This is a genomic window from Chryseobacterium sp. SIMBA_038, from assembly GCF_046535115.1.
Taxonomy (GTDB): domain Bacteria; phylum Bacteroidota; class Bacteroidia; order Flavobacteriales; family Weeksellaceae; genus Chryseobacterium.
Map to the genome: position 1 here is coordinate 1289379 of NZ_JAWRXH010000001.1, position 22043 is coordinate 1311421.

A 22043-nucleotide genomic window follows, 5' to 3' on the forward strand; every position below is an offset into this window, starting at 1 on the left:
AGACAAAACTTATATACTCTTTATGCTACATTTTTAGATTGATTAGATATTAAATTTTGATACTCTCTTATGGTTAAATTTCCTAAGGCAGAATGCCTTCTCTGAGTGTTGTAAAATGTTTCTATATATTCAAACACAGTTTTTGGCATGGTCTCTAGTTTCATATTTATTTTGATAGACAAGTTCGGTTTTCAGAGTTTTAAAGAAACTCTCCGATACAGCATTGTCATAGCAATTTCCTTTTCCGCTCATACTTCGGGTAATGTTTTTTCCGACCATTGACGTAAATTCTGTGCACGCATACTGTATCCCCCTGTCCGAATGGAAAATTAAATTGTCCTGATCTTGTAAAGGACGGTGAAGCCTCGCCATTTTCAAGGCTGCAATACTTGTATTTTGGGCTTTCATCGTTTCACTCAATGACCAGCCTATAACTTTTCTGTCAAACAGATCAATGACCGTAGTGGAGTTCCTAACAAAGTTAGCAACTCCAGACTGGAAATGTCTTTATATACTTTTGTGAATTATCCAGTTATTATATACATAGACTTTAATCTTGTGTAAGATTGTATATCAACTAAAAAATGTATTATATTATTGGGCCAGTTTTGTTATAGAAAGTCCTCCATAATTCACTATATTGTTTGTTGTAGCATTACAACTGAAACGAACTCTTACTTGATCTCCCACATTCAGGAAGCCTGTCCAGTATAATGTATTGCCATTATCTACAATTGTACCAGCCAGGTCAGCATAGGTATGTTTAATCATTGTATTCCAGCTTGTTCCACCATCAGTACTTTTTTCGTAATAAGCTGCGGTATGCCAGGTAGGTGTTGCCGTTCCGGTGCTAACATGGGTATTAGAATTTTGCATAACTATTATGTAAACACCTCCCATATTTGCAGGAACTGTAAAAACATTATTATTCCATGCATTATATATATCAAGACTCTCATTAGTAAATTGACCGATGGCCGCATTAGGAGTAAACTGACTTCCTACATTTTGTGTCCCTGGTGCATTTGTAATTAGAAGCGCTCTAGATGTTCCTGCATCTGAGGGTAAAGAATTTACATATCCTAAAACTCCATTATTATCCGCAACAACAGTTCTAGTCGCTGTAAAGGTTTGATCTTGAGTGGTAGAGGCCGTACCTCCACTTTGCGTATAAATTGCATTAGCTGTTCCGTTCAATGGAAGATTTCTTAAGCGAGTATTTCCGTTAACATCAAATCTTTCAGTAGGAGAAGAAATATTAATAGCAACATTCCCATCTCCATTAATTCTCATCTTTTCCGTACCATTCGCATTACTTCCTACACTTGTAATAAAAGTAATAGGTGCAGTAGTAGTAGTTCCAGTAGAACCTATATTCAATCCACGTGAATCATTTGTTGCCGTTATTTGACCAACACTTTCTGGATCCTGAAACAATTGCATTCTGGAGGTCACTCCATTACTATTATTATCATCCGATGATAAAATAACACTTGCTCTCTTATTGATAGTACCAAACCCTCTTTGCGTAACTCCTCCAGCAGCTGACCAACTTGTAGACTGGTCGGTTCCAATAAAATTAAGTGTAAATCCATTATTGGTTAAAGTTCTATTGCTTGTCAGTATACCATTATTGTTATAGATATTAATATCACTCACTTTAATCTTCTGCCAAAGGCTTCCATCAAAAGAATAATATCCAACAGAATCAATATTAATTCTCTGCCCTGTAGCAGTACCTCCCGTGATGTCGGTAATATAAATCAACGCTCCCTGTTGATTGGTACCATAGGTGCCTGTATTAGCAGTAAGTTCTGCACGGGTAAGACGTGGTGCCTGAAGTCCAATTATTTGAGTATTGTCGGTTATATTTCCTCCCAAATCTCTTTTGGCACTTACATCCATTGTAGTTTTGGGATCTGCTGTATTTACTCCGACTTGAGCTGAAAATGTTGCAGTAATCAATAAAAGTAGTCCTGGTAATAATGTTAAATTTTTCATGAGTGTTAGAATTTGTTTATTAGTATATTATGTGTAATCAATATTTACTATATGAGACTTTTCTCGTTTTTGAAATAAGCATTTATGTTTGTTAAAATCCCTCTTTCCAAGGATTGCAATTCAATTCTAACTATTTGCATCAATAATATTTATTCAATAATAATTCTATTGGTAATTAATATATGCTATACTCAAATTGACCTGTATCTCTAAAAAGAAACAATTGCAAATAAACTGGAATACACAATAATACTATGTATTCAGTTAACTTAGAGATTCTAATTGTAACTACATTCTAAACTGTAATTTTTTCTGATCTTTTTCATTCTCTTTAAGTTAAAGAGTGTAAGAATTACGTCTTAATAAAGGACATCGATGTACGCAAACTATAGAGAAACAATTTTTTGTTTTTTTATTTGTTCTTTCATAGTATTAGTTATTTTTTGGTTATTTCAAATATATTAAAATTAACTCTATTATGAGTGAAATAATGTTTTTTTTAAATTTTAAAAGCTAATTATTATACGGAGAAAAAAATCTATATCCTACACACCTGATTTTCTATTTTATTGGCATTATCGATTTTCCTCTGAAAGCTCAAAAGCTATATTAATTGAAATTAAATACGAAGACGATCTTGTAAAGGAGTTATTAGAATAGCTGTATTAATGCCTACCTGCGAGAGAACAATTGCTACATGAGAAATATTCCGGTTACTAGAGTTTTTTTCATTTTTTGCTGTATTAATTTGTTAGAACTGAAATTGTTAATGTTGTGGCAATTCTACAACATTTTAATGGGTATCAATCGACATATAATTGAAGAAATACCGAATTTATTCACTATAATATTTACTTTTAAGCAGTTGATAGTGCTAGTTTATGAGAAATATTGTGTCTGTTAATTAAAGAATAACACTATTGATGAAATTCCTCTTTTTTTGAACTTGATGACTTATTTTTAAATTCTTTCAGAGTCCTTTTCAAGAGATTCCTTCTTTAAATTTTCAATAAAGTAAGAGGGCGTAAAACCTGTTTCTTTTTTAAAAGCAAGAGCAAATACCTGTGCAGATGAATATCCGCATTCTTCAGCGAGATAGCTTATTTTGTATTCGCGATAAATGGGGTTTTCATATAGTTTGCGGATAATATAGTTTATTCTTAATGAGTGGATGTAGGTATTGAAATTTTGATTCTTATTGACTTTAATAAGTTCAGAGAGGTATTTGGTGTTGGTATTAAGGTAATTGCAGAGCCAAATCAGAGTAATGTCTTTTTTCAGAAACTTGTGGTTTGTTTCAAATTTTGCAAGTTTTGCAAGAAGCTGTATAGTAGTTTCATCGGTAATATTGCTTACAGATTTTGTTAATATAGACTCTCCATTACTACTTTTTTGTTTACTTTCTGCGCTTAGTTTCCTAATCAGTCCCTCATATTCGGCATGAATTATTCGATTATTTCGCTTCCAGTAAAGCCAAATTATAAGGCTCGAAAATAATATGAAACAGCCTATCCCTAAGAGTATAAATTTTAACCTTGAACTGTACTCTTTATCTTTTTTTTCTTTTGTTTTTGCTATAAGCGTGTCGAACTGATGACTGACTTGCCTTTTAGCTGCTTCGTTGAGACTGTCATTTAACTTTGCATATAACAAAGTATATTTTGCCTGTTCTTTTGAATTTTTCAATTCTTCATTTGAATCTGCAAGAAGTTGGTAAGCAAATAACCTATGAGCAGGATTTTTTTTAAGCTTTTCCCGCTGCAAGACTTCACTTGCAAGCGTGATAGTTTTTTTATATACTCCTTTTTCAAGATAAAACCTTCCTACTCCGTTCAAAATCTCCATATCCATCATCTCAAAAACTTCTGGTTGTGTTTTTCTGTATTCATATATTTTAAGGTAGTATGGCTCTGCAAGGTCCAATCTCTGTGGCTTATGAACACCTAAATAAAAATTGCCTATATTGATATTGTTAAGCGCAATTTTACTGTACTTTTCATTTTTTATCTTTAAATCACTCTCACTTATTTGTTCAAGTTCTTTTAATTCCTTTTTAAGATTGGAAATTAAAGAATCTGGTGATTTATAATCATAATATAATGCAGTTCTGTTATATGCAATTGACATATTTAGGTGCCTTTTATCAGGATTGACAATTAATTTTGCATATTTTAAAGCGTCTTTTATATTTTCAAATTCCTCTTTTCGTATGCCTAATGCCTGATTTACAAATGATTTATAAATATACAATGTAAAGATTTGTTCATTATCACTTATTCCTAAAGCTTCTATATCTTTTATTAATTTCAACGTTTTTTGGTAATCTGAAAGTTTATAATAGATATATAATATTTTAAAATGCCCTGTAATAACTCCTTTTTTATAGTCTATCCTTTTTGAAGATTCAATAAGTGCTTCTATTTTTTTTATATCCTTGCTACTACTGAAATTATCAATTTTATTGTATTGCTCATCAAGATATGACTTTGTTAAAAGAATATTTTGTGCACAAAAAAATTGAAAATAAATAAGAATAAAAAAAAGGCAATAAAGCTTTTTCATGGTATATTATTTTAATGATTAGTAATTGTTATTTAATTTTTGCAAACATAAAGCATCTTAATTCCCGTATGCATGACTATACATACAATATTCCGAATATCAATGTCTTTATAATTAGCATTTATTTAATTAAGTATCTCTTAATCAATATAGTTCGCTTGTAAAATATTTTTTCACGCATTCTTTAAATTTAGAAAAAAAAGAACCATTAAATCCCGTATTTATGTTAATATTTTATTGTCAATATGAAAAAAGCAGGATATTTTCGCCTAAAAATCAATAGTTTATTTTGCATTGGCCCTCATTTTTAAACAAAATATTTATTTATCAAAAGGAATCACCGGCAGTCAATTCATTTATTTAAAAACTATTATGGCTATAAATTAGAGAAGGCTCGCATTTGGGAATCTTATTAAAGAAAGGTGAGAAAATGTAAAGCTGACATACTATAAAACTATATAATGAATGAATGGAAGTACAGAAAAAATAGAAAATCTCATAAATAAATATCTTGGTAAATCTTCAAGGCATATTTTTGAGGATTGGGGAATGTTCGATAAAAAATCCGAAAATGAAATCTGGTTTTATAAAAGGTATCACCTTGGATTTTTCCATGATAAGATTGCTTTTATTTTTGAAGATCATTATGTAGTGGGCATCATTATAACGGAATATTTTTTATGGTGGGAACTTAGGTGCCTGCTGTACTACGGCGGAAATTCAGAAAAATACAAAGTGGTAAGCGGTTTTAACGCATAATATATTTTCGGCTATTATTTGCTTCAGGCCACAACCGGAATTTCGTCATCCTGTTTACTGATGTATTGGGATAAGAATAATATTTAAAGCTTTTATTTATGTTTTTTTTCACAATACAGGAAGCACTTTGAAAGGAAAATTTCACAAAAGATAATTTAGAAATGGAATTAAAGGAAATCAACATTGGGTTAATGATAGAAACGGGTGTTGCAGAGCGCGGGATAGAAATGGGTCGTATCTGCAATTTTTTTAATTCCACTGAGGAAGATATTTTACAGATGTATAAATCTAATGATCTGGATACAAAAACTTTGCTTCGGTGGTCTAAGCTCCTGGAATATGATTTTTTCAGGCTTTATTCACAGCATCTGATATTGTATGCTCCGGTATCATCCCGCAACCATAACAAAATTGATCGTAAAAAGAATAAATCTTCATTACCACAATTCCGTAAAAATATTTACACGAAAGAAATCATTGAATTTATGCTGGGCAGGATCAGCAAGGGAGAAATGACAAGACTACAAATCATTGACGAATATAAGATTCCAAAAACTACCCTTTACAAATGGATGAGTAAATATGGAGAAATGATCAATAACAAAGAGAATACAGAAAGTTAAAGCAACACAATCAAATATTCATAAAAACTATGGAAAAATCTGAACCGGATTATAAAAGGATTTATACAGACCTTGTCAATGCAAAGTATGCTAATAAAAAAGAAGTATCTGCTTCCATTCTATCCAAGAAAAAATTATCAGTACTTGATGTGATCACTCTTAATAAAATTCTTTTTAATAATGAGATCAAAGATAAAGAAACGTCTGATTTTGATCAAAACCATCGTGCATATGACAGGCAGGCAATATTTGAAATTTTGGACTATCAAAAAAAATGGAAATACACCAATTCACAATTAGCTCTTCATTTTAAAGTAAGCAGGAACACGATAACCAAATGGAAAAGGATTTATCTAAGGTAATCATAACAGATAATCCCTATTGAATTATCACAAATCAGAATTTATTAAAAAGAAAAACGATAAGTCTCAGAAACAATACTACATAAATAGGAATATGCCCTGGATATACTGTTCATTAAGAAAACAAGTTAGCCGTTATCTCAATTGAGCCTCAGTATATTTTTAATCTTCATTAACTATAGGTCCTGTATATTCAGGCATATACTATATAAAAATAACACAAAGATTTTAAAATTACTCAAATACTTATGAAAAAGACATTATTTTCGATTGTCATTCTAACGGGCATAACAGCCTATGCCCAGGTGGGTCTTAATACCGAAAATCCTAAAAGCACGATGGATGTAAGTGCCAAAAGAAATGCAGCAGGTCTTCTGACTGACAATGCTCAATTAATAGGATTACAAGCGCCCCGCCTCACCCGTACAGAATTAACAGCCAATATAGCAACTTACGGCACCAATCAAAAGGGAGCCTTAATTTATATTACCGATATCTCAGGTGGTGACACCTCTGGACAAAGAGCTAATATTGATACCATCGGCTATTATTATTTTGACGGGACCACATGGCAGAAAATCATTAAAAATATTTATAATTCGAATGGCTCACTTACCAATGACCGTGAGTTAACTTTAAATGGAAGTGATCTGAATTTTATAGGCTCCGAGCAGACGGTGACTTTTGATGAAAGCGGCTGGCTTATAGTAGGCTCTAAGGGTAATAATTCGGCATTTATAAGATTAACTACAGAGGACCTTAATGGAAATGGATCCAAGCCTTACTTTGATATGCAGATGTTTGCAGACAATTATCTTCAGATGCTAGCCACAGATGAAGTAAATAGTATTGCATTTGGTACACATGCTACTTTACATTCAGCTCCCATCAACTTTATTACCAGTTCAGGAAATGGAGCGTTGGGAGAAACAAGAATGACCATTACAGGAGAAGGAAATGTGGGTATTGGAACAAATAATCCTGATGCAAAATTGCACGTTATGGGTTCCGGTCAATACACGGCTTTCCAGATGCAGGATGGCAGTGAAGGAATTAATAAAGTACTAATCAGTGATGCCGACGGAAAAGCTACCTGGGTAAACAGTTCAGGTGTTACCCCTACTATATTAGGCACCTTAAATACTGTAAATAAAACGGTTACTACCACAATGTCCATCGGTTCTTCCCTAACACTTCCTCCCGGAAGATGGCTTGTTTATGTCGGTCAGCTTGTTAACACTTCTGTTGCTGCGACAAGCACCAATAATAAGTGGATGAGAATTACCTTAAGCAGCAGCAGCTCTTCCGCTACTTCCACAACAAATTTCAGCTTTTTAGGAAGCAGCTTAGTTTCCGGTTGGCTATCACCGAGCATATCAAGTACTGGAGGTTTCTCTTTTTTATCAGGCGTCATGCCCGTACAGGTTAATGCCAGTATGACACTCCATACATGGTTTGATCAAAACTCCTCCGTAGGTACGCCACCGGCAGCTACGATAGGCACCAATGGAGAAAACTATCTTTTTGCAGTGCCAATGAATTAACAGCATATCTCATTTGTTTACGGATTATATAAAATTAATTACATTTTAAATCACTGCTATTTGAAAAAGATATAGTCTTGAATAGCACAGATCTATCATTGATATAAAACCACTACAAAAATGTAGTGGTTTTTTATAATTGTATTTGTAAAAATAATATCTAAAAACAGTCTAAAAAAGATCAGGTTCATGACTTTCTCTCAGATTTTCTAATCATATCTTTTGGATTATAAATTAAGTATAGCTTTCGCACTTACTTTGTAATTTATCACATTTACTTTGCAAAATCACAGTCATAGTAATTTCCTTTTCCGCTCATACTTCGGGTAATGTTTTTTCCGACTATTGACGTAAATTCTGTGCACGCATACTGTATCCCCCTGTCCGAATGGAAAATTAAATTGTCCTGATCTTGTAAAGGACGGTGAAGCCTCGCCATTTTCAAGGCTGCAATACTTGTATCTTGGGCTTTCATCGTTTCACTCAATGACCAGCCTATAACTTTTCTGTCAAACAGATCAATGACCGTAAGAATTCCGATCATAAAGTTTAAGTTTATAACTGTTCTTTTAATAAATACATTTTTAGGTTTTACTGTTGTTGGATGGTGGTTGTCATTTGTAAAAGCGGTGTCAAGCCGTAAAGTATAAATTATATATCTAAAATTTTAATCCATTAATTATCAATCGATAAACAGATTCACAGATTATGATAAAAGTGGTTTTAAAAATACCAGAAAGCGAAATTAGTCATATATTAAGTAAGCTAGTAAAACTGGGAATTAAAAATATAAAAATTAAAAAAAACGAAAAAGGATTACACCTTTTTCGTTATAAAAACACGTTTGAAAATACAAATAATGAAATTGATAAATGAAAGGGGTGAATGATATTCTTACTTTTTAGACTAAGGAAAAAGAGTTTCATTTTTTTTAAGATATTTTGATAGTACAAATTTTCAACAGTAGTTTTATTCTCTTTACCGTATGATAATTTTGTCTTTTTTATCGTTTGCCTTTCCTTAATAATATAATTTGTTGAGCGGCCAATTTTTAGAGTAAAATTTATTTCTCCTAATTTTATATCATTTGATTCTTTAGATTCATTTTTCAATTGCCCCTACTATAGTTGCTATCAACAACTAATTTAACAGGATTACCAATTGTATTTTTATCTAAGGTTTTTAAATCAATTTCATATAAAATTTGAATACGTCTATGAATCATATCATCTAATAGCAGTACATGGCGTCCATTCTTGTTCACATCAAAAATTATGAGATCATTACTATAATTCTTGGTAGATTCAACTTCATTTTAAATTAAGTTATTATTGATTAGTAGTTAATAACTTAAAACATATCATTTATATAAAATAACAGTTTACATTGCAGATTTGTTAAATGCTTTTCTTTTTAATGAAATTCAAATACATATCGAGTTTAAGGTTAAATATCTTAGTTATCAAAAGAACTCTTAGTTTTCAGCAACTTACAATCATAACTAAAATAAACTTTTGATTTAAAAAAACTTTTGATAATGCAGTTTAAAATCCGCACCAACTCCACTAGCATAATAATTCCAGTAATTTACCGACAAAAGGCGATCTTTTAAAGTCTTATACAAATCAACTATATCTTCAAAATCTTTAGCTAAACGAATACTTTCCGTATCGTGAAAACTTCCTTTTTCTTGCAGGGGTACCCCTGTGATCAATTGTGGCTTCATTTCGTATTTTTTTTGTGTAACTAAACATTTAATTTTCATTATGCGGCATATCAACTGGCTTTGATTCCGGAGAACCTTTTTCTCTGAGCCAAATTGAAAGTATAACCAGCGAAGCAACTGCTAAAAACTCACTCTGCCAGTTTTGAAACGACTCAAACCAAAAACGGGCATCATACAAATATTCCTGAATCGGCATCACAGGCAGTTCTTTAGCAATCTGTTCACCACTGTATTCTTCATAGCTTCCATAAAAATGACAGGTAAAACTGATAAGAAAAAGAATACCAAAAGCAATTGATAGTGAATGTTTATAGAGAATAAGCCATACACCACCCTGTTTAACCGGCCATGGTGCATTGGAATGAGGTCGAGGTTCTTTATCAACATCTTCTTTTTCATCCAAAGACTTTGATTCACTTGACCCCTTCTGTCTGAGAAAAACAGTCAGAACAACATACAGCATCATTTGTAAAAATTCACTTTCCCAGTTTTCAAAAGTGGCCTGAACAAAATGGCCGCTATGTAGATATTCTCCGATACTTAAAAGATGCTGCCCTTCTTCAGCCAATTCTTTGTTTTCAGTTTTCCAACCCGTCATGACCTGCCCGTACAGGCAGACAAACATCAATATAAAAAGAATAATACTTAAACTGTTGCGGTAAAAGAAATTATGTTTATTCATTGATACCTGATTTTATTTGATTGAATTTATTTTTAAAATAGGGTTTATTTATTTTTTAACCCAAACGCTTACTGACCTTGCATTTACTTTAAAAATTCCTTTACCATTGTTATCCACCACAATTTCTTCTTGTCTTTGTTGCAAAAAATCATAGAATACAGCATTTGAATATTCTTCACCCCACATTATTTCTTTGCAGGCTTTTCCATTATTTGAAATAATGACCAGACAGCCTTTATTCTTTTTATCACCCGTACGCATGAATGCAATACAATTGGGATCATCAAAAAAATTGACTTGTAAGCCGTATCCAAATTGTTGTCTTGCCTCCATTAATTTTGGTAGGTTCTCAACTTTATGGATTTCAACATGTACTTCTTTACCGTCTTTCATATCCGAATACTTGGCTCCGAAAAGGTCAGGATAAAAGACACATGGATAGGCTTTTTCAGATAACAAAATGATGGAATAAGCTATTGGTTTAAACCATTCTTTGACAGTGGACTCCAACGCCTGAAGTTTCTGGGTATCATGATTTTCAACAAAAGAAACGGTAAAAACAGGCATCTGTTGTAACAAAGAATTATCAAGAATCTGACGCAGGTCGTACTGATCTCCTTCTTCAGATGCTTTGAAAAAATTATAGTGTAGGGGCACATCGAAACATGAAATTAAATTACTCATTTCATTAGAGAAATAATTTATTTTTCCGACCTCTTCTTTCCAAAACTCCCCCAAAATATAATAGTCAGAATTAATTTCTGTTTTAATATAAGTAATCCACTCTTTTAAAAATTCTGAAGAAATATGCTTTAAGGCATCCAACCTTACCCCGTCGACTTTGGTACTTTCAAGATACCATTTGATCCAGCTTTTCATCTCCTGAACAACATCTGGGTTTCTGTATTCTACATCGGCGCCCATGAGATAATCATAATTTCCGAACTGATTACTCACTGAAGGGTCCCATTCGGTGCCATACTCATTTATAATCTTGAAGATACCCAGTACCTCCTCTCCATTTCTCTTAATGCAGTCTATTCCACTAAAACAACGATGGTCCCAGTTAAAATCTGAATACATTCCATTCCGGGCAGAAAAAGTAAATTTTGTCATTGCTGATGCTTCAAAAGGTTGTTCTTTAGTCTTAATACGATTATCCTCCTCAACCTGTTGCACGATGATATTTTCTGGTTCGTCTCCACCAATTCTGTGATTAAGAACAATATCGGCATATACACCCATACCTGCTTCATGTGCTGCTTCAATTGCATTAAGGTATTCTTCCTTAGTTCCGTATCTGGTTGCAATACTGCCTTTCTGGTCAAATTCCCCTAAATCATATAGATCATATACGTCATAACCCCGGCCTTCCTTACCGAGAAAGCACTTTGTTGCAGGAGGAAACCATACCGCAGTAAAACCAAGCTGTTTTAAATAAACAGCCTTTTCTGTAAACTCATTCCATAAATTCCCGGGATGGTACCAATGAAAAAACTGAATCATTACTCCGTTCATAACCCATAATTTAACCATTGACAATAAGCCCACCGTTCGGATGGAGAACCTGCCCCGTCATCTGTGCTGAAGCATCGGTAGCTAAAAACAGATAACTTGAAGCAATCTCATCCGTATTAGCATTTCTTTCCAGTGGAGGCTCGCTTTGATCGTCTTCTTCTTCACCAAAAGTTTTTTCAGTAAGAGGTGTCGCTACCGGTCCAGGTGCTACTGCATTAACCCGAATACCTTTAGGTTTCGCCTGTAATGCCAGCGATCTCGTAAAAGAAACAATTGCCCCTTTTGTAGCTGAATAATCTAATAATTCTTCATGCCCCATATAAGCCACTGCGGAAGTCGTATTAACAATGGAACTCCCTTTTCTTAAATGGGAAAAAACTTCCTTGGTAAGTAAAATCATTCCAATGATATTGGAATTAAATGTCTTTCTGATGTTTTCTTCTTTAAGGTCAATAATATTATCTGCAGGAATTTGTGTTCCTGCATTGTTTACCAAAATGTCTATTTTCCCAAACTCGGCAACTGTTTTTGAGACGGTTACTTTACAAAAATCTATATCATTGATATCTCCGCCAAAACATATAGCACGCCTGCCTAGAGCTTCAATTTCTAATTTTGTTTTTTCTGCATCTTTGTCGTCTTTATAATAGATAAACGAAATATCCGCACCTTCTTTGGCAAATAATAAGGCAATTGCTTTACCTATTCCGCTGTCTGCTCCTGTAATGAGCACTGATTTATTCTCTAATTGCAACCTCTCCATACTATTAAAATTTATACATCCTGAGGTTCCTGCATTTTTCCCATACGATATGCTGCCATGCTATCGCTTGCCAAATTAGACATGGCTACCGTTAATTTATTTTTCAACCCCGAGATTATTTTATCCTCTCCATTCATCAAAGCATCATAGCCATCCTTAGCCACTTCTTCCGGAGTGCTGAAACTCTCTTTATCTTCCATAATCTTACTTCTGTTCATCTGGGCTTTGTTGAAAAAATCTGTATCGGTCGGTCCTGGAAGAAGTGCCGTAACCGTAATTCCGGTATCTTTTAACTCTTCACGAATCGCCTCAGACCATGATAAGATAAAAGCTTTACTTCCATGATAAACTGATTGCCATGGACCGGGTGCTTTACTTGCGATTGAAGCCAGATTCAGTATTTTTCCTGATCCTTTGCTGATACGATCCTTTAGGAAAAGTTTGGTTAAAATCAGAACTGCATTTATATTGAGCCTGACAATATCCAATTCCCGATGTATATCTGTATCTTCAAATTTTCCATAGAAGCCCTGTCCTGCGTCGTTCACCAATATTTCCGGGCTAATATCATTGAGTCTAAGTTCGGCATACATAGAAAAAACATCATCTTCTTTAAAGAGATTTTTTGCCTGGGTTACCACCTTAACACCATATTTTTTAAATTCATTGGCTTTTTCAAGCAGTTGATCATGACTGCGCGATACAATAACCAGATGGTAGCCATTTTTTGCGAATAATTTCGCCAGTTCATATCCGATTCCGCTGGTTGCACCGGTGATCAGTACATATTGATTTTTGATTTCCATATCGTTTATTTTAAAATAATCATTTGATTGAGTTCACATTTAAAGCATCCGAGAATAAATTCCGCATAATATAGCTGGGCTGTTGAAGCCTTTGTTTTATGGTGTAGTTCCAGTTTTTTTGATAAAATGATTTCATTTTTGTAGGCGAATGAAAAATGCGCGAAAATTTTTTGATCCGATTCTTTCACAGGAGTTGCATATCCGGTGACAGATATTCCCCAGTCTGTATTGAATAATGCACTAACATTCAACGCCATTTCATCGGCAACTTCCTTAGAAACACAATCACACTTTATCGCTTCCTGCTCATCAACTTTCAAAAGTTTTACTTTTTCCTCAAGAGTATAGGCGGTTATGCCGCCTTTAAAAAATTCAGAGGCATCTTTCATCTGCGAAAATGAAAACTGCAGGCAGCCAGCAGTAACACTTTCTGCCACAGAAACTGATTCATGGGCAGATTTCAGCGCCCCGCCGATATAATCCAACAAAGACTGTTTAAATTCCATGAGAATACATTTTAATTAATTAAGAATACGCCTCTCCTAATACCATAAAGCTTTTACTTATCTCCAGGGATCAAGCACGACTTTTACACATCCGTCCTGCTTTTTATCAAATATTTCATATCCTTTTGCCACTTCATTAAGGGAAAGGCGGTGCGTTATGATATCATCGAGTTTTACCTGCCCGGTTTCCACATATTTCATTAATTTATCAATGATTGCATGAACCGGAGATTGCCCCGCTTTAAGCGTAATGCCTTTATCAAAAAGCTGACCTACCCTAAAATTGTCATAATTCATGGGATAGACTCCTAATATGGAAACAAAACCTCCGCGTCTTACTCCACTCATACACGCATCCAGCACTTTGATAGAACCTTTTTCAAAATTGACAACTGCCTTTGCTTTATCCATAAGATTCCTGTCCGGTTCAAAGCCTACAGCATCTATACATAAATCGGCACCTCTGCCATTGGTCATGCTTCTGATTTCGTCAACAGTCCGTTTAGCATCTTCCCAAAGAATAGTTTCGCATCCTGTAAGATTTTTTATCTGATCCAATCTATATTGAAGGGTATCAATAACAATTACTTTTTTTGCATGATGAAGAATAGCACTTTTTACGGCCATTGATCCTACGGGTCCTGCACCAAAAATGGCTACGGTTTCCCCGCCTTTAAGGTCAGCCCACATCACGCCTGTGTACCCTGTAGGAAAAATATCGGTAAGAAAAAGAACCTGTTCATCGGTCAATGAATCAGAAACCTTTCTAGGCCCGAAATTAGCATAAGGAACTCTTACATATTGTGCCTGCCCGCCATTATACCCACCATACAGATCGGTATAACCAAACATTCCACCTCCTTTTTCAGTAACCAAGCCTCCTTCGGGACCATAATTTTCTATATTGGAGTTTTCACAGCCTGATGGTAAATCATGCTGACAGAAGTAACACCCTCCGCATGCAATCGGAAATGGTACAACAACTCTGTCGCCTGCTTGTAGATGATGGATATTTTTTCCTACTTCCTCCACAATTCCCATAAACTCATGTCCCATTACCATAGGACGCGGCTGAGGAATTCCTCCCGAATACATGTGAAGGTCACTACCACAGATTGCGGTGGAAGTTACACGAAGAATGATATCATTTTGATCTTCAATCTTTGGATCATCGACGGTATCGCAGGTAATGTTACCCGGCGAATGAAAAACTGCTGCTTTCATATTGTTATATTTTATGGTTTGGTGTTTATTCGTTATCAATGTGGTCATCACACTCTAAAAAACTGATGCGTTGGCCATTTCAAATTGTAATTTGATTAAAATGGCTGACACAAGACCTGGGTAAAGTTTTTTATACCTCAGCAATCGTAGAGGATATCCCCCTCCCTGAACAACTAAAGCTAGTGTACCAACAATAAATAAATGAGGCAAAGGGAGCTTAGACTTATCCCAAAAATGCTTAGCATTCTTCCTGTTTTTAAATTGTCGAAATTGGAGTAACCTCCTTTATTTTTATCGTATACTTTTTTATCTTTTCTGTAAAGAAAAAGAGCGATGCCCCCTGTAAGTATTCCCGGGACTCCGTAACAACAGCATAAGGCTACAGAAGAAATTCCGAGCACTAGCACTGCTGTGGCATTGGGTAATTTGGAATTTCTCATGATGATAGGTTTTGAAGCCAGTAGATTATTTCAGTAATAAAATGCAGCCGGCATTAATGATTAAACACTGTCTTTATAAACATTAATTTTCTGGGTTATAAATAAATAATTTAAACCATCGAACCGTCAGCATCAGATTTTCAGAAACAATATAAAGTCCTTCGAATAATATCCGATAACCCTTTCAAGGCAGATTATCGGATATTTATTCGACATTATTTTACAGCATCTTTTGCTTTTTTAGATTCCATTAAATGATGATCTAAAGTGGGAAGCGTTTTAGTGGCAAAATTTTTCAGAGAGGATTCGGAACCGTCAGCAGCTTCTTTCTTGAAATCAGCTATTGTTTTTTCATGATCCTTAACCATCATATCGGTATACATGCGATCAAAATCTGCCCCTTTTTTTGCCTTCAGATCATCGTATGACTTCTGTTGATCTGCATCTAAACCGGTAGGCAGAGTGTAAGCGGTTTTAGAGGCCCATTGCTGTAATCCTTCGTTGGCTTTGGTGTGATCCTTTACCATCATTTCACCCAGTTTTTTAACCGCTGAGTTGGTCGCATTTTGAGATGCTAGTTTTCCCGCCATCACTTCCATCATTCCTCCTTTTGCCGCTGCATCAGCAAACTTTCGATCCTGATTATTTAATGATGTTGCTTCAGAAGACGTTTGGGAAGTTGAAAGAGAATCTCCATGCATTGCACCCGAATCAACAGGAGCAGACATTTCGCTGTGATCAGCTGAATGATCAACAGTAGCGGTATCTTTTTTGTTACATGCCGTTATTGCAGCAATGGCTACAATGATTAGAATTGTTTTTTTCATAATATTATAATTTGTTGGTGTTGATATGAATGTCAAGTATTTTCTACTCATTTTTTATACTAATCCGTTTCTTTCTTTTTCAAACTGCCAAACCCTGTGATTAGCTATCGCCTCAACAAATAAGTCATCAGAATCAGCATCCTTAGCAAAAATTACTCCTGGATCATCATGGTTGATCGATGCCACATCTGTAAGGTCTTTGATTACTTCAGTATCATATCCAAAGTAAATGGCTTTACAGTGACGGAATGCTTCATTAATAAAATCAACCGTCATATTTTTATTTCCAGGCTTTACAAAGCCTTCTGCAGATTTTGCACCGCCACAGATATACAGGGCATCAAAAAAAACACTTGAAGTCGTAGATAATGAATGATCCGGAATGTACGCCTGGCCGTCCGAAGATTTTACCGGCGCTACGGAATCAGCAATATATTGTACAACTGCACCCTGCCCTTCTAATTTTTCTATTAAATGATCGGTAGAAGCAGCATCAAACCCATTAGTCATCATAAAGCCAATTACACGGCTCTCAATGGTATCTTTAACGGTATTGGCCATACTTAGCGCTTCTGAAAATTTTATGGAAGGTTCAGTTTCTGCACTTTGGAGGCTTGCTGGATTGGCATCTGCAGGAATACTTTGATTGGGCTGATCGAGAATTTTAACCTCAACACCTAGTCTAAGTGCGACATTTGTTGCCAAATCTTTGTCTACAAAAGCTAACTGACCAACCATTCGTTCTCTGATGGCAGGAAGCGTTACTTTTGAAAGCTCAAAAACCAATGCATTTTGCAGATGCGTTTTTTCAAAGGCAGACTGACTGTTGTAAAATAATTTTGCTTGAGAATAATGGTCTACAAAACTTGAACTTCTTGCCCTTACTTTATGTCCTTCTACCCGCTCCTCCTGAGAGACAAAACCTCCTTCTTTCATCATAGCCTGAAACGGACACCCCCCACCCATTGAATTCGGTTCGTAACTTACTTTTCCTTTAATGATCTGCTGACGCATGTGTCCGTCACGCTGATTATTGTGAATGGTTGTAATGGATCTGTTGATTGGAATTTCATGAAAATTAGGAGAGCCTAATCTGGTAAGCTGAGTATCGGTATATGAGAAAAGCCTTCCCTGTAAAAGAGGATCATTGGTGAAATCTATACCGGGAACAATATGACCGGGATGAAATGCTACCTGCTCCGTTTCTGCAAAGAAATTATCCGGATTTCTGTTTAATGTTAAAGTTCCTACAAGTTCCACAGGAACAAGCTCTTCCGGGATAATTTTTGTCGGGTCAAGAAGATCAAAATCAAATTTGTGTTCATCTCCTTCAGGAACTACCTGCACTCCGAAATCCCACTCAGGGAAAGCTCCATTCTCGATGGCTTCCCAAAGGTCACGGCGATGAAAATCAGGATCATTTCCTGAAATCTTCTGTGCTTCCGGCCAAGCGACTGAATGAACTCCCAATCTGGGTTTAAAATGGAATTTCACAAAGTGTACATCTCCCTGTTCATTGATAAATTTAAATGAATGCACGCCAAAACCTTCCATCATACGGAAGCTTCTCGGAATCGCACGGTCACTCATTAACCACATGATCATATGGGTACTCTCTGGCATTAATGAAATGAAATCCCAAAAAGTGTTGTGAGCCGAAGCAGCTTGTGGAATCTCATTATCCGGTTCAGGTTTTACAGCATGGACCAGATCTGGAAATTTTATAGCATCCTGAATAAAAAAAACAGGCATATTATTACCTACCAAGTCATAAACGCCTTCTTCAGTATAAAATTTTACAGCAAATCCCCTTACATCACGAGCCAGATCTGTACTTCCTCTGCTTCCGGCAACGGTAGAAAAACGTACAAATACAGGAGTTTCTTCATCTATATTGTTTAAAAATCTAGCTTTCGTATATTTTGCCAGACTGTTATTTAATTTAAAAACACCGTGAGCTCCAGAGCCTCTTGCGTGAACTACTCTCTCCGGAATTCGTTCGTGATCGAAATGAGTAATTTTTTCTCTAAGAATAAAATCTTCAAGAAGAGATGGACCTCTTTCACCTGCTTTCAGGGAATCTTGATTATTATTGATTTTTAATCCCTGATTGGTATTCAGTTTTTCATTGCTGTTATCCGTTGTATGATCTTGAAGTTGATCACGCTTCGAGTTTGATCCTAAATTTTCATTTTCCATATTTCTTGTTATTGCGATTTGATGTAGGTGCTATTGAATTTGTATTTAATGTACAGTATCAGAAAAAGCGATACAGCAGATTGTTTTAGGATGATTATCCAACTCATTATTATATTCTGAATAAAGTTTCTTTGGAAAAAAAGAAAATCAACTAATTGAGCTGTGCCTACTAGAAAATAGAGTGCATTACCTCAACTTTCTATAACATATTATAAAAAAGTAAGCCGCACAGGTTAATCTGTGTCAGTATTTTTGTAACTGGTGTTCATATAATCTTTATTTTATGGTGTATTTCAAAATTACAAATCCATAAAAATCTACCCTATGACTTAAGTCATATAGCAATAATTTATTGTAGTAATAGCTATGAAAAAATTATAAATCCTTAAATATTAATTGCCAAATTATCTATTCCAGGTATAAAAGAATATGCTTTTTAAACTCTTTGGTATTATTAAATTTATTCCAATCATTAGATAACATCGAATGATAAAATAACAGGCTAACCAGCAATAGGATAAATAGGTATGACTGAAAGGATTAATAAAATATTTTTCCACCAATATTTTTTACAATATTTTCACGTTCCATCTTTTTTAATACTCTTATCACTGTTTCTATTCTTAGCCCTGTTAGCGACGCAATTTCAAGACGGGTGTAGGGAATTTGATAAGCGTATTGTTCTGTCACATTATGATATTGCTTCAAACAGTCCATCACACAGATTATTTTACTGAAGGTGTTTGTGGATGATAAATTATTTAACATCACATAACGGTAGTGCATTCTTTCAGAGGTATATTGATAAAGTTTAAATAATATGCTTTTATCACTGTGAATCAGATCAAAGAATCTGGCTATTCCAACTTTAATAACTGCTACATCATTCATTGCTACTGCATTGACGGGATAAGGTCTTTCGGAAAATATAAAAGTTTCTCCAAGACAGTGCCCGGTCGAAGGTAAACTATGGATAAACTCTTTTCCTTCCTGATGATAATTGTTGATTTTTACATTGCCATATTTTATCTGATAATAAAATTTTGGTATTTCCGATTCTCTAAATATCATATCATTTTTGGTGAATTTCACTAATTGTCCTCCATAATGAAAGAGTAAATCTTCATCAACCAGCATATTGAAAAAATTATTAGGGGGTATTAAACTTGTACTAATTAAATTGCAGAACAAAAAAAAGCGACATATATCACTGATAAGTGTGCAATTAACCAGCATCCAAAGGTAACGGTAAAGGACATTTCACATGTATGACCTAAATCATACGTACGAATTATGAGTACAAAATGTCAATCTGTCAAAGGAACAATTTTACCTATATATATTTAAAAATTTAGGTAACCAATACAATCAAGAGATTTTTGGTTGCTGGTTTTTGTATTATCTTTAGATAAGAATTGTACTATTTATTATTAAAAGATCTAGTATAATAAGGAATATTTAATTTTTGATATTCTATTAACTTCAACACCACATTATTATGATTATCGATCAAAATCTTTTGCAGTTATACGGTGCAGAAATATCACAGTTTAAGCCCCATGAAACAATATTTCAGGAAGGTGAAACTCCAAAACGTTATTATCAAATAACAGAAGGAAGAGTTAAATTAAATCATTACGATGAAGATGGGAAAGAGATTATTCAAAGTATTTTGTTTTCAGGACAGAGCGTTTGTGAGTTACTTCTTTTTATCACCGAAAAATATCCTGTCAACGCGATAACATTAACACCTTGTGAAATCATTACCATTCCAAAAGACAACTTCTTTAAATTACTTGGTGATCATCCCAGTGTTTCTCTCGACATCAACAAATTCATATCTGAAAGACTCTATCAAAAATTTGTCATGATGCAGCATAATTTATCATTGAGACCAGAGGTTAGACTTTTGGGAATTCTTGACTACTTTAAAAGCTATAGCAATAACAAAGAAAAATATTCATTTGAAGTGTATTTAACCAGAAAACAGATGGCTGCCATCACAGGCTTACGAATTGAAACCGTGATTAGAACTATTAAGAAAATGGAAAGTGATCATATATTAAAATTGATTAACAGTAAAATATTTTACTAAAACTTACTCATGATAATTCGTATTGGAGAGAGCTGTCTTTACCTCAAATTATAGGAGGTACTTTAATCCATATATAAATCGCAATATAGGATTAAGATAAAACAATTATGATTTAATTAACATATTTAAATTATAAAGCTTAAAATTGGTTTTCGACTGCCTCTACCAATGTATTTTATATTTTACAATAAATTAATTTTATAATCATAAATAATAGTAAATATACTACTATATGATTAAAAGCATATCATTTATAAAGCATTTGCATTATATTTGCTGCATATAATTTACCGATTAATTATAATTTCTCCATAACCAATTATGGAGCCTCAGCAATTTTCATCCGGAAGTCGCTGATAAATATTTAATTTAAATGGCACGATCCACTTTATGGGTTTTAGTCAACTCTAAGTTAGATTGTTTATTAAAAAATTATATTGTAACATGAAGTAAAATTACGATTCCCCATGGCACTTTAATGATCCTTATATCGGGAATTTAAATCCACCCTTATCACTAACTACAAAAATTAATATTATGTTTTTTAAAGAAGAACTTTTACGCGCTATTGGAGCTGTAGAACAATATTACAATCCGGGAGATTACATATTCCGAGAAGGCGTAAGTCCCAAATTTTATTTTCAGATTATTGACGGTGATGTTAAACTAAATAACTATAATAGTTCAGGTAAAGAATTTATTCAAAGTATACTGAGTTCAAAAGATCCCGTAGGAGATTACATGTTATATCTAGAGCAGACATATCCCGTAAATGCCGTAGCTCTTTCAAATTGTACTATTCTTAAATTATCTGCAGATAAATTAACGCATTACTTAGATCAACACCCTAATCATTATTTGGAACTTTGTAAATCCTTATCAAAGAACCTGTACCGTAAATTTATTCTCATGAAGAAAATATCTTCTCCCAGTGCAGTTGAAAGGATTAAGGAAGTATTGGAGCTCATGAAGCATGATCAAGAAAATAAAACTCCATTTACGTATGAGGTTCCCATGACACGTCAACAATTAGCTTCTTTAACAGGATTATGTGTTGAAACGACTATCAGAGCTATAAAAAAAATGGAGCAAGAAAAAATAGTCCGGATTACAAACCGAAAAATTATGTATTGATCTTTGGGCATGTCCCCATGGTGGGACAATTATATTACAGTTTAATCCTATAGATAAAAAGGAACGTAGACTTTCTTTGCAAATCCCCAATTCTTGAGCCACCAAGGAGACATTGCCTCGCTGTTCACTTAAAGATACTGCTTGGATCTTAAACTCTAAACTCTAAACTGTAATTTTTTCTGATCTTTTTCATATTAAAGTTAAAGAGTATAAGAATTGTGTCCTAACAAAGTTAGCAACTCCAACTTCCCGTTGGTAAGCATTCCGGGACT

Annotated in this window: 20 protein-coding genes and 1 pseudogene; 6 read left to right on the plus strand and 15 right to left on the minus strand. The window is 34.2% G+C overall.

Annotation, left to right across the window (positions count from 1 at the left end; genetic code table 11):
• Positions 1-20 precede the first annotated feature (20 nt).
• The 3 genes and pseudogenes from SB689_RS05900 to SB689_RS05910 all read right to left on the minus strand — a co-directional run bounded on the left by SB689_RS05900 (position 21) and on the right by SB689_RS05910 (position 4563).
• Positions 21-456, minus strand: a pseudogene (locus SB689_RS05900) (IS3 family transposase).
• Between the two features lie 138 nt (positions 457-594).
• On the minus strand, positions 595-2001 hold the full coding sequence (locus SB689_RS05905) for a hypothetical protein (protein ID WP_410691226.1): 1407 nt from the start codon (positions 1999-2001) through the stop codon (positions 595-597).
• 960 nt (positions 2002-2961) lie between these two features.
• The gene (locus SB689_RS05910) at positions 2962-4563 is read right to left on the minus strand and encodes a helix-turn-helix domain-containing protein (protein ID WP_410691227.1); all 1602 of its coding nucleotides are present in this window, start codon (positions 4561-4563) and stop codon (positions 2962-2964) included.
• 465 nt (positions 4564-5028) lie between these two features.
• Between SB689_RS05910 and SB689_RS05915 the strand changes: the two genes are divergently transcribed.
• From SB689_RS05915 to SB689_RS05930, 4 genes are all read left to right on the plus strand, one after another.
• On the plus strand, positions 5029-5322 hold the full coding sequence (locus SB689_RS05915) for a hypothetical protein (protein WP_410691228.1): 294 nt from the start codon (positions 5029-5031) through the stop codon (positions 5320-5322).
• Between the two features lie 161 nt (positions 5323-5483).
• Positions 5484-5945: a transposase gene (locus SB689_RS05920; protein ID WP_410691229.1), complete on the plus strand. Its 462-nt coding sequence runs from the start codon at positions 5484-5486 to the stop codon at positions 5943-5945.
• A gap of 29 nt (positions 5946-5974) precedes the next feature.
• On the plus strand, positions 5975-6307 hold the full coding sequence (locus SB689_RS05925) for a helix-turn-helix domain-containing protein (RefSeq protein WP_410691230.1): 333 nt from the start codon (positions 5975-5977) through the stop codon (positions 6305-6307).
• Positions 6308-6555: 248 nt separating this feature from the next.
• Positions 6556-7851, plus strand: a complete 1296-nt coding sequence (locus SB689_RS05930) for a hypothetical protein (protein ID WP_410691231.1) — start codon at positions 6556-6558, stop codon at positions 7849-7851.
• A gap of 274 nt (positions 7852-8125) precedes the next feature.
• On the opposite strand, the gene SB689_RS05935 is transcribed toward SB689_RS05930, so the two are convergent.
• The 12 genes from SB689_RS05935 to SB689_RS05990 all read right to left on the minus strand — a co-directional run bounded on the left by SB689_RS05935 (position 8126) and on the right by SB689_RS05990 (position 19679).
• Complete coding sequence (locus SB689_RS05935; protein WP_410691232.1) at positions 8126-8395, minus strand: DDE-type integrase/transposase/recombinase; 270 nt, start codon at positions 8393-8395, stop codon at positions 8126-8128.
• Between the two features lie 975 nt (positions 8396-9370).
• Complete coding sequence (locus SB689_RS05940; protein WP_410691233.1) at positions 9371-9577, minus strand: hypothetical protein; 207 nt, start codon at positions 9575-9577, stop codon at positions 9371-9373.
• 28 nt (positions 9578-9605) lie between these two features.
• Positions 9606-10259: a DUF6766 family protein gene (locus tag SB689_RS05945; RefSeq protein WP_410691234.1), complete on the minus strand. Its 654-nt coding sequence runs from the start codon at positions 10257-10259 to the stop codon at positions 9606-9608.
• 48 nt (positions 10260-10307) lie between these two features.
• On the minus strand, positions 10308-11777 hold the full coding sequence (locus tag SB689_RS05950) for an alpha-amylase (RefSeq protein ID WP_410691235.1): 1470 nt from the start codon (positions 11775-11777) through the stop codon (positions 10308-10310).
• 10 nt (positions 11778-11787) lie between these two features.
• Positions 11788-12540 (minus strand): SDR family oxidoreductase, encoded by a 753-nt coding sequence (locus tag SB689_RS05955; RefSeq protein ID WP_410691236.1) that lies wholly within the window; start codon positions 12538-12540, stop codon positions 11788-11790.
• Between the two features lie 11 nt (positions 12541-12551).
• A complete protein-coding gene (locus tag SB689_RS05960; protein ID WP_290300587.1) occupies positions 12552-13346 on the minus strand; it encodes an SDR family NAD(P)-dependent oxidoreductase in 795 nt (264 codons plus the stop codon).
• A 5-nt stretch (positions 13347-13351) separates the two neighbouring features.
• Complete coding sequence (locus tag SB689_RS05965; RefSeq protein ID WP_410691237.1) at positions 13352-13852, minus strand: CinA family protein; 501 nt, start codon at positions 13850-13852, stop codon at positions 13352-13354.
• A gap of 57 nt (positions 13853-13909) precedes the next feature.
• Complete coding sequence (locus tag SB689_RS05970) at positions 13910-15076, minus strand: zinc-dependent alcohol dehydrogenase (protein WP_410691238.1); 1167 nt, start codon at positions 15074-15076, stop codon at positions 13910-13912.
• A gap of 179 nt (positions 15077-15255) precedes the next feature.
• Positions 15256-15516: a CCC motif membrane protein gene (locus SB689_RS05975; RefSeq protein WP_410691239.1), complete on the minus strand. Its 261-nt coding sequence runs from the start codon at positions 15514-15516 to the stop codon at positions 15256-15258.
• Positions 15517-15731: 215 nt separating this feature from the next.
• The gene (locus SB689_RS05980; RefSeq protein WP_410691240.1) at positions 15732-16343 is read right to left on the minus strand and encodes a DUF4142 domain-containing protein; all 612 of its coding nucleotides are present in this window, start codon (positions 16341-16343) and stop codon (positions 15732-15734) included.
• A gap of 54 nt (positions 16344-16397) precedes the next feature.
• Positions 16398-18542 (minus strand): catalase, encoded by a 2145-nt coding sequence (locus SB689_RS05985; RefSeq protein ID WP_410691241.1) that lies wholly within the window; start codon positions 18540-18542, stop codon positions 16398-16400.
• 540 nt (positions 18543-19082) lie between these two features.
• A complete protein-coding gene (locus tag SB689_RS05990) occupies positions 19083-19679 on the minus strand; it encodes a Crp/Fnr family transcriptional regulator (protein ID WP_164463292.1) in 597 nt (198 codons plus the stop codon).
• 361 nt (positions 19680-20040) lie between these two features.
• Between SB689_RS05990 and SB689_RS05995 the strand changes: the two genes are divergently transcribed.
• Positions 20041-20637 (plus strand): Crp/Fnr family transcriptional regulator, encoded by a 597-nt coding sequence (locus SB689_RS05995; RefSeq protein WP_410691242.1) that lies wholly within the window; start codon positions 20041-20043, stop codon positions 20635-20637.
• 537 nt (positions 20638-21174) lie between these two features.
• Positions 21175-21771, plus strand: coding sequence for a Crp/Fnr family transcriptional regulator (locus SB689_RS06000; RefSeq protein ID WP_410691243.1), 597 nt, complete (start codon positions 21175-21177; stop codon positions 21769-21771).
• The last annotated feature ends 272 nt before the right edge of the window (positions 21772-22043 follow it).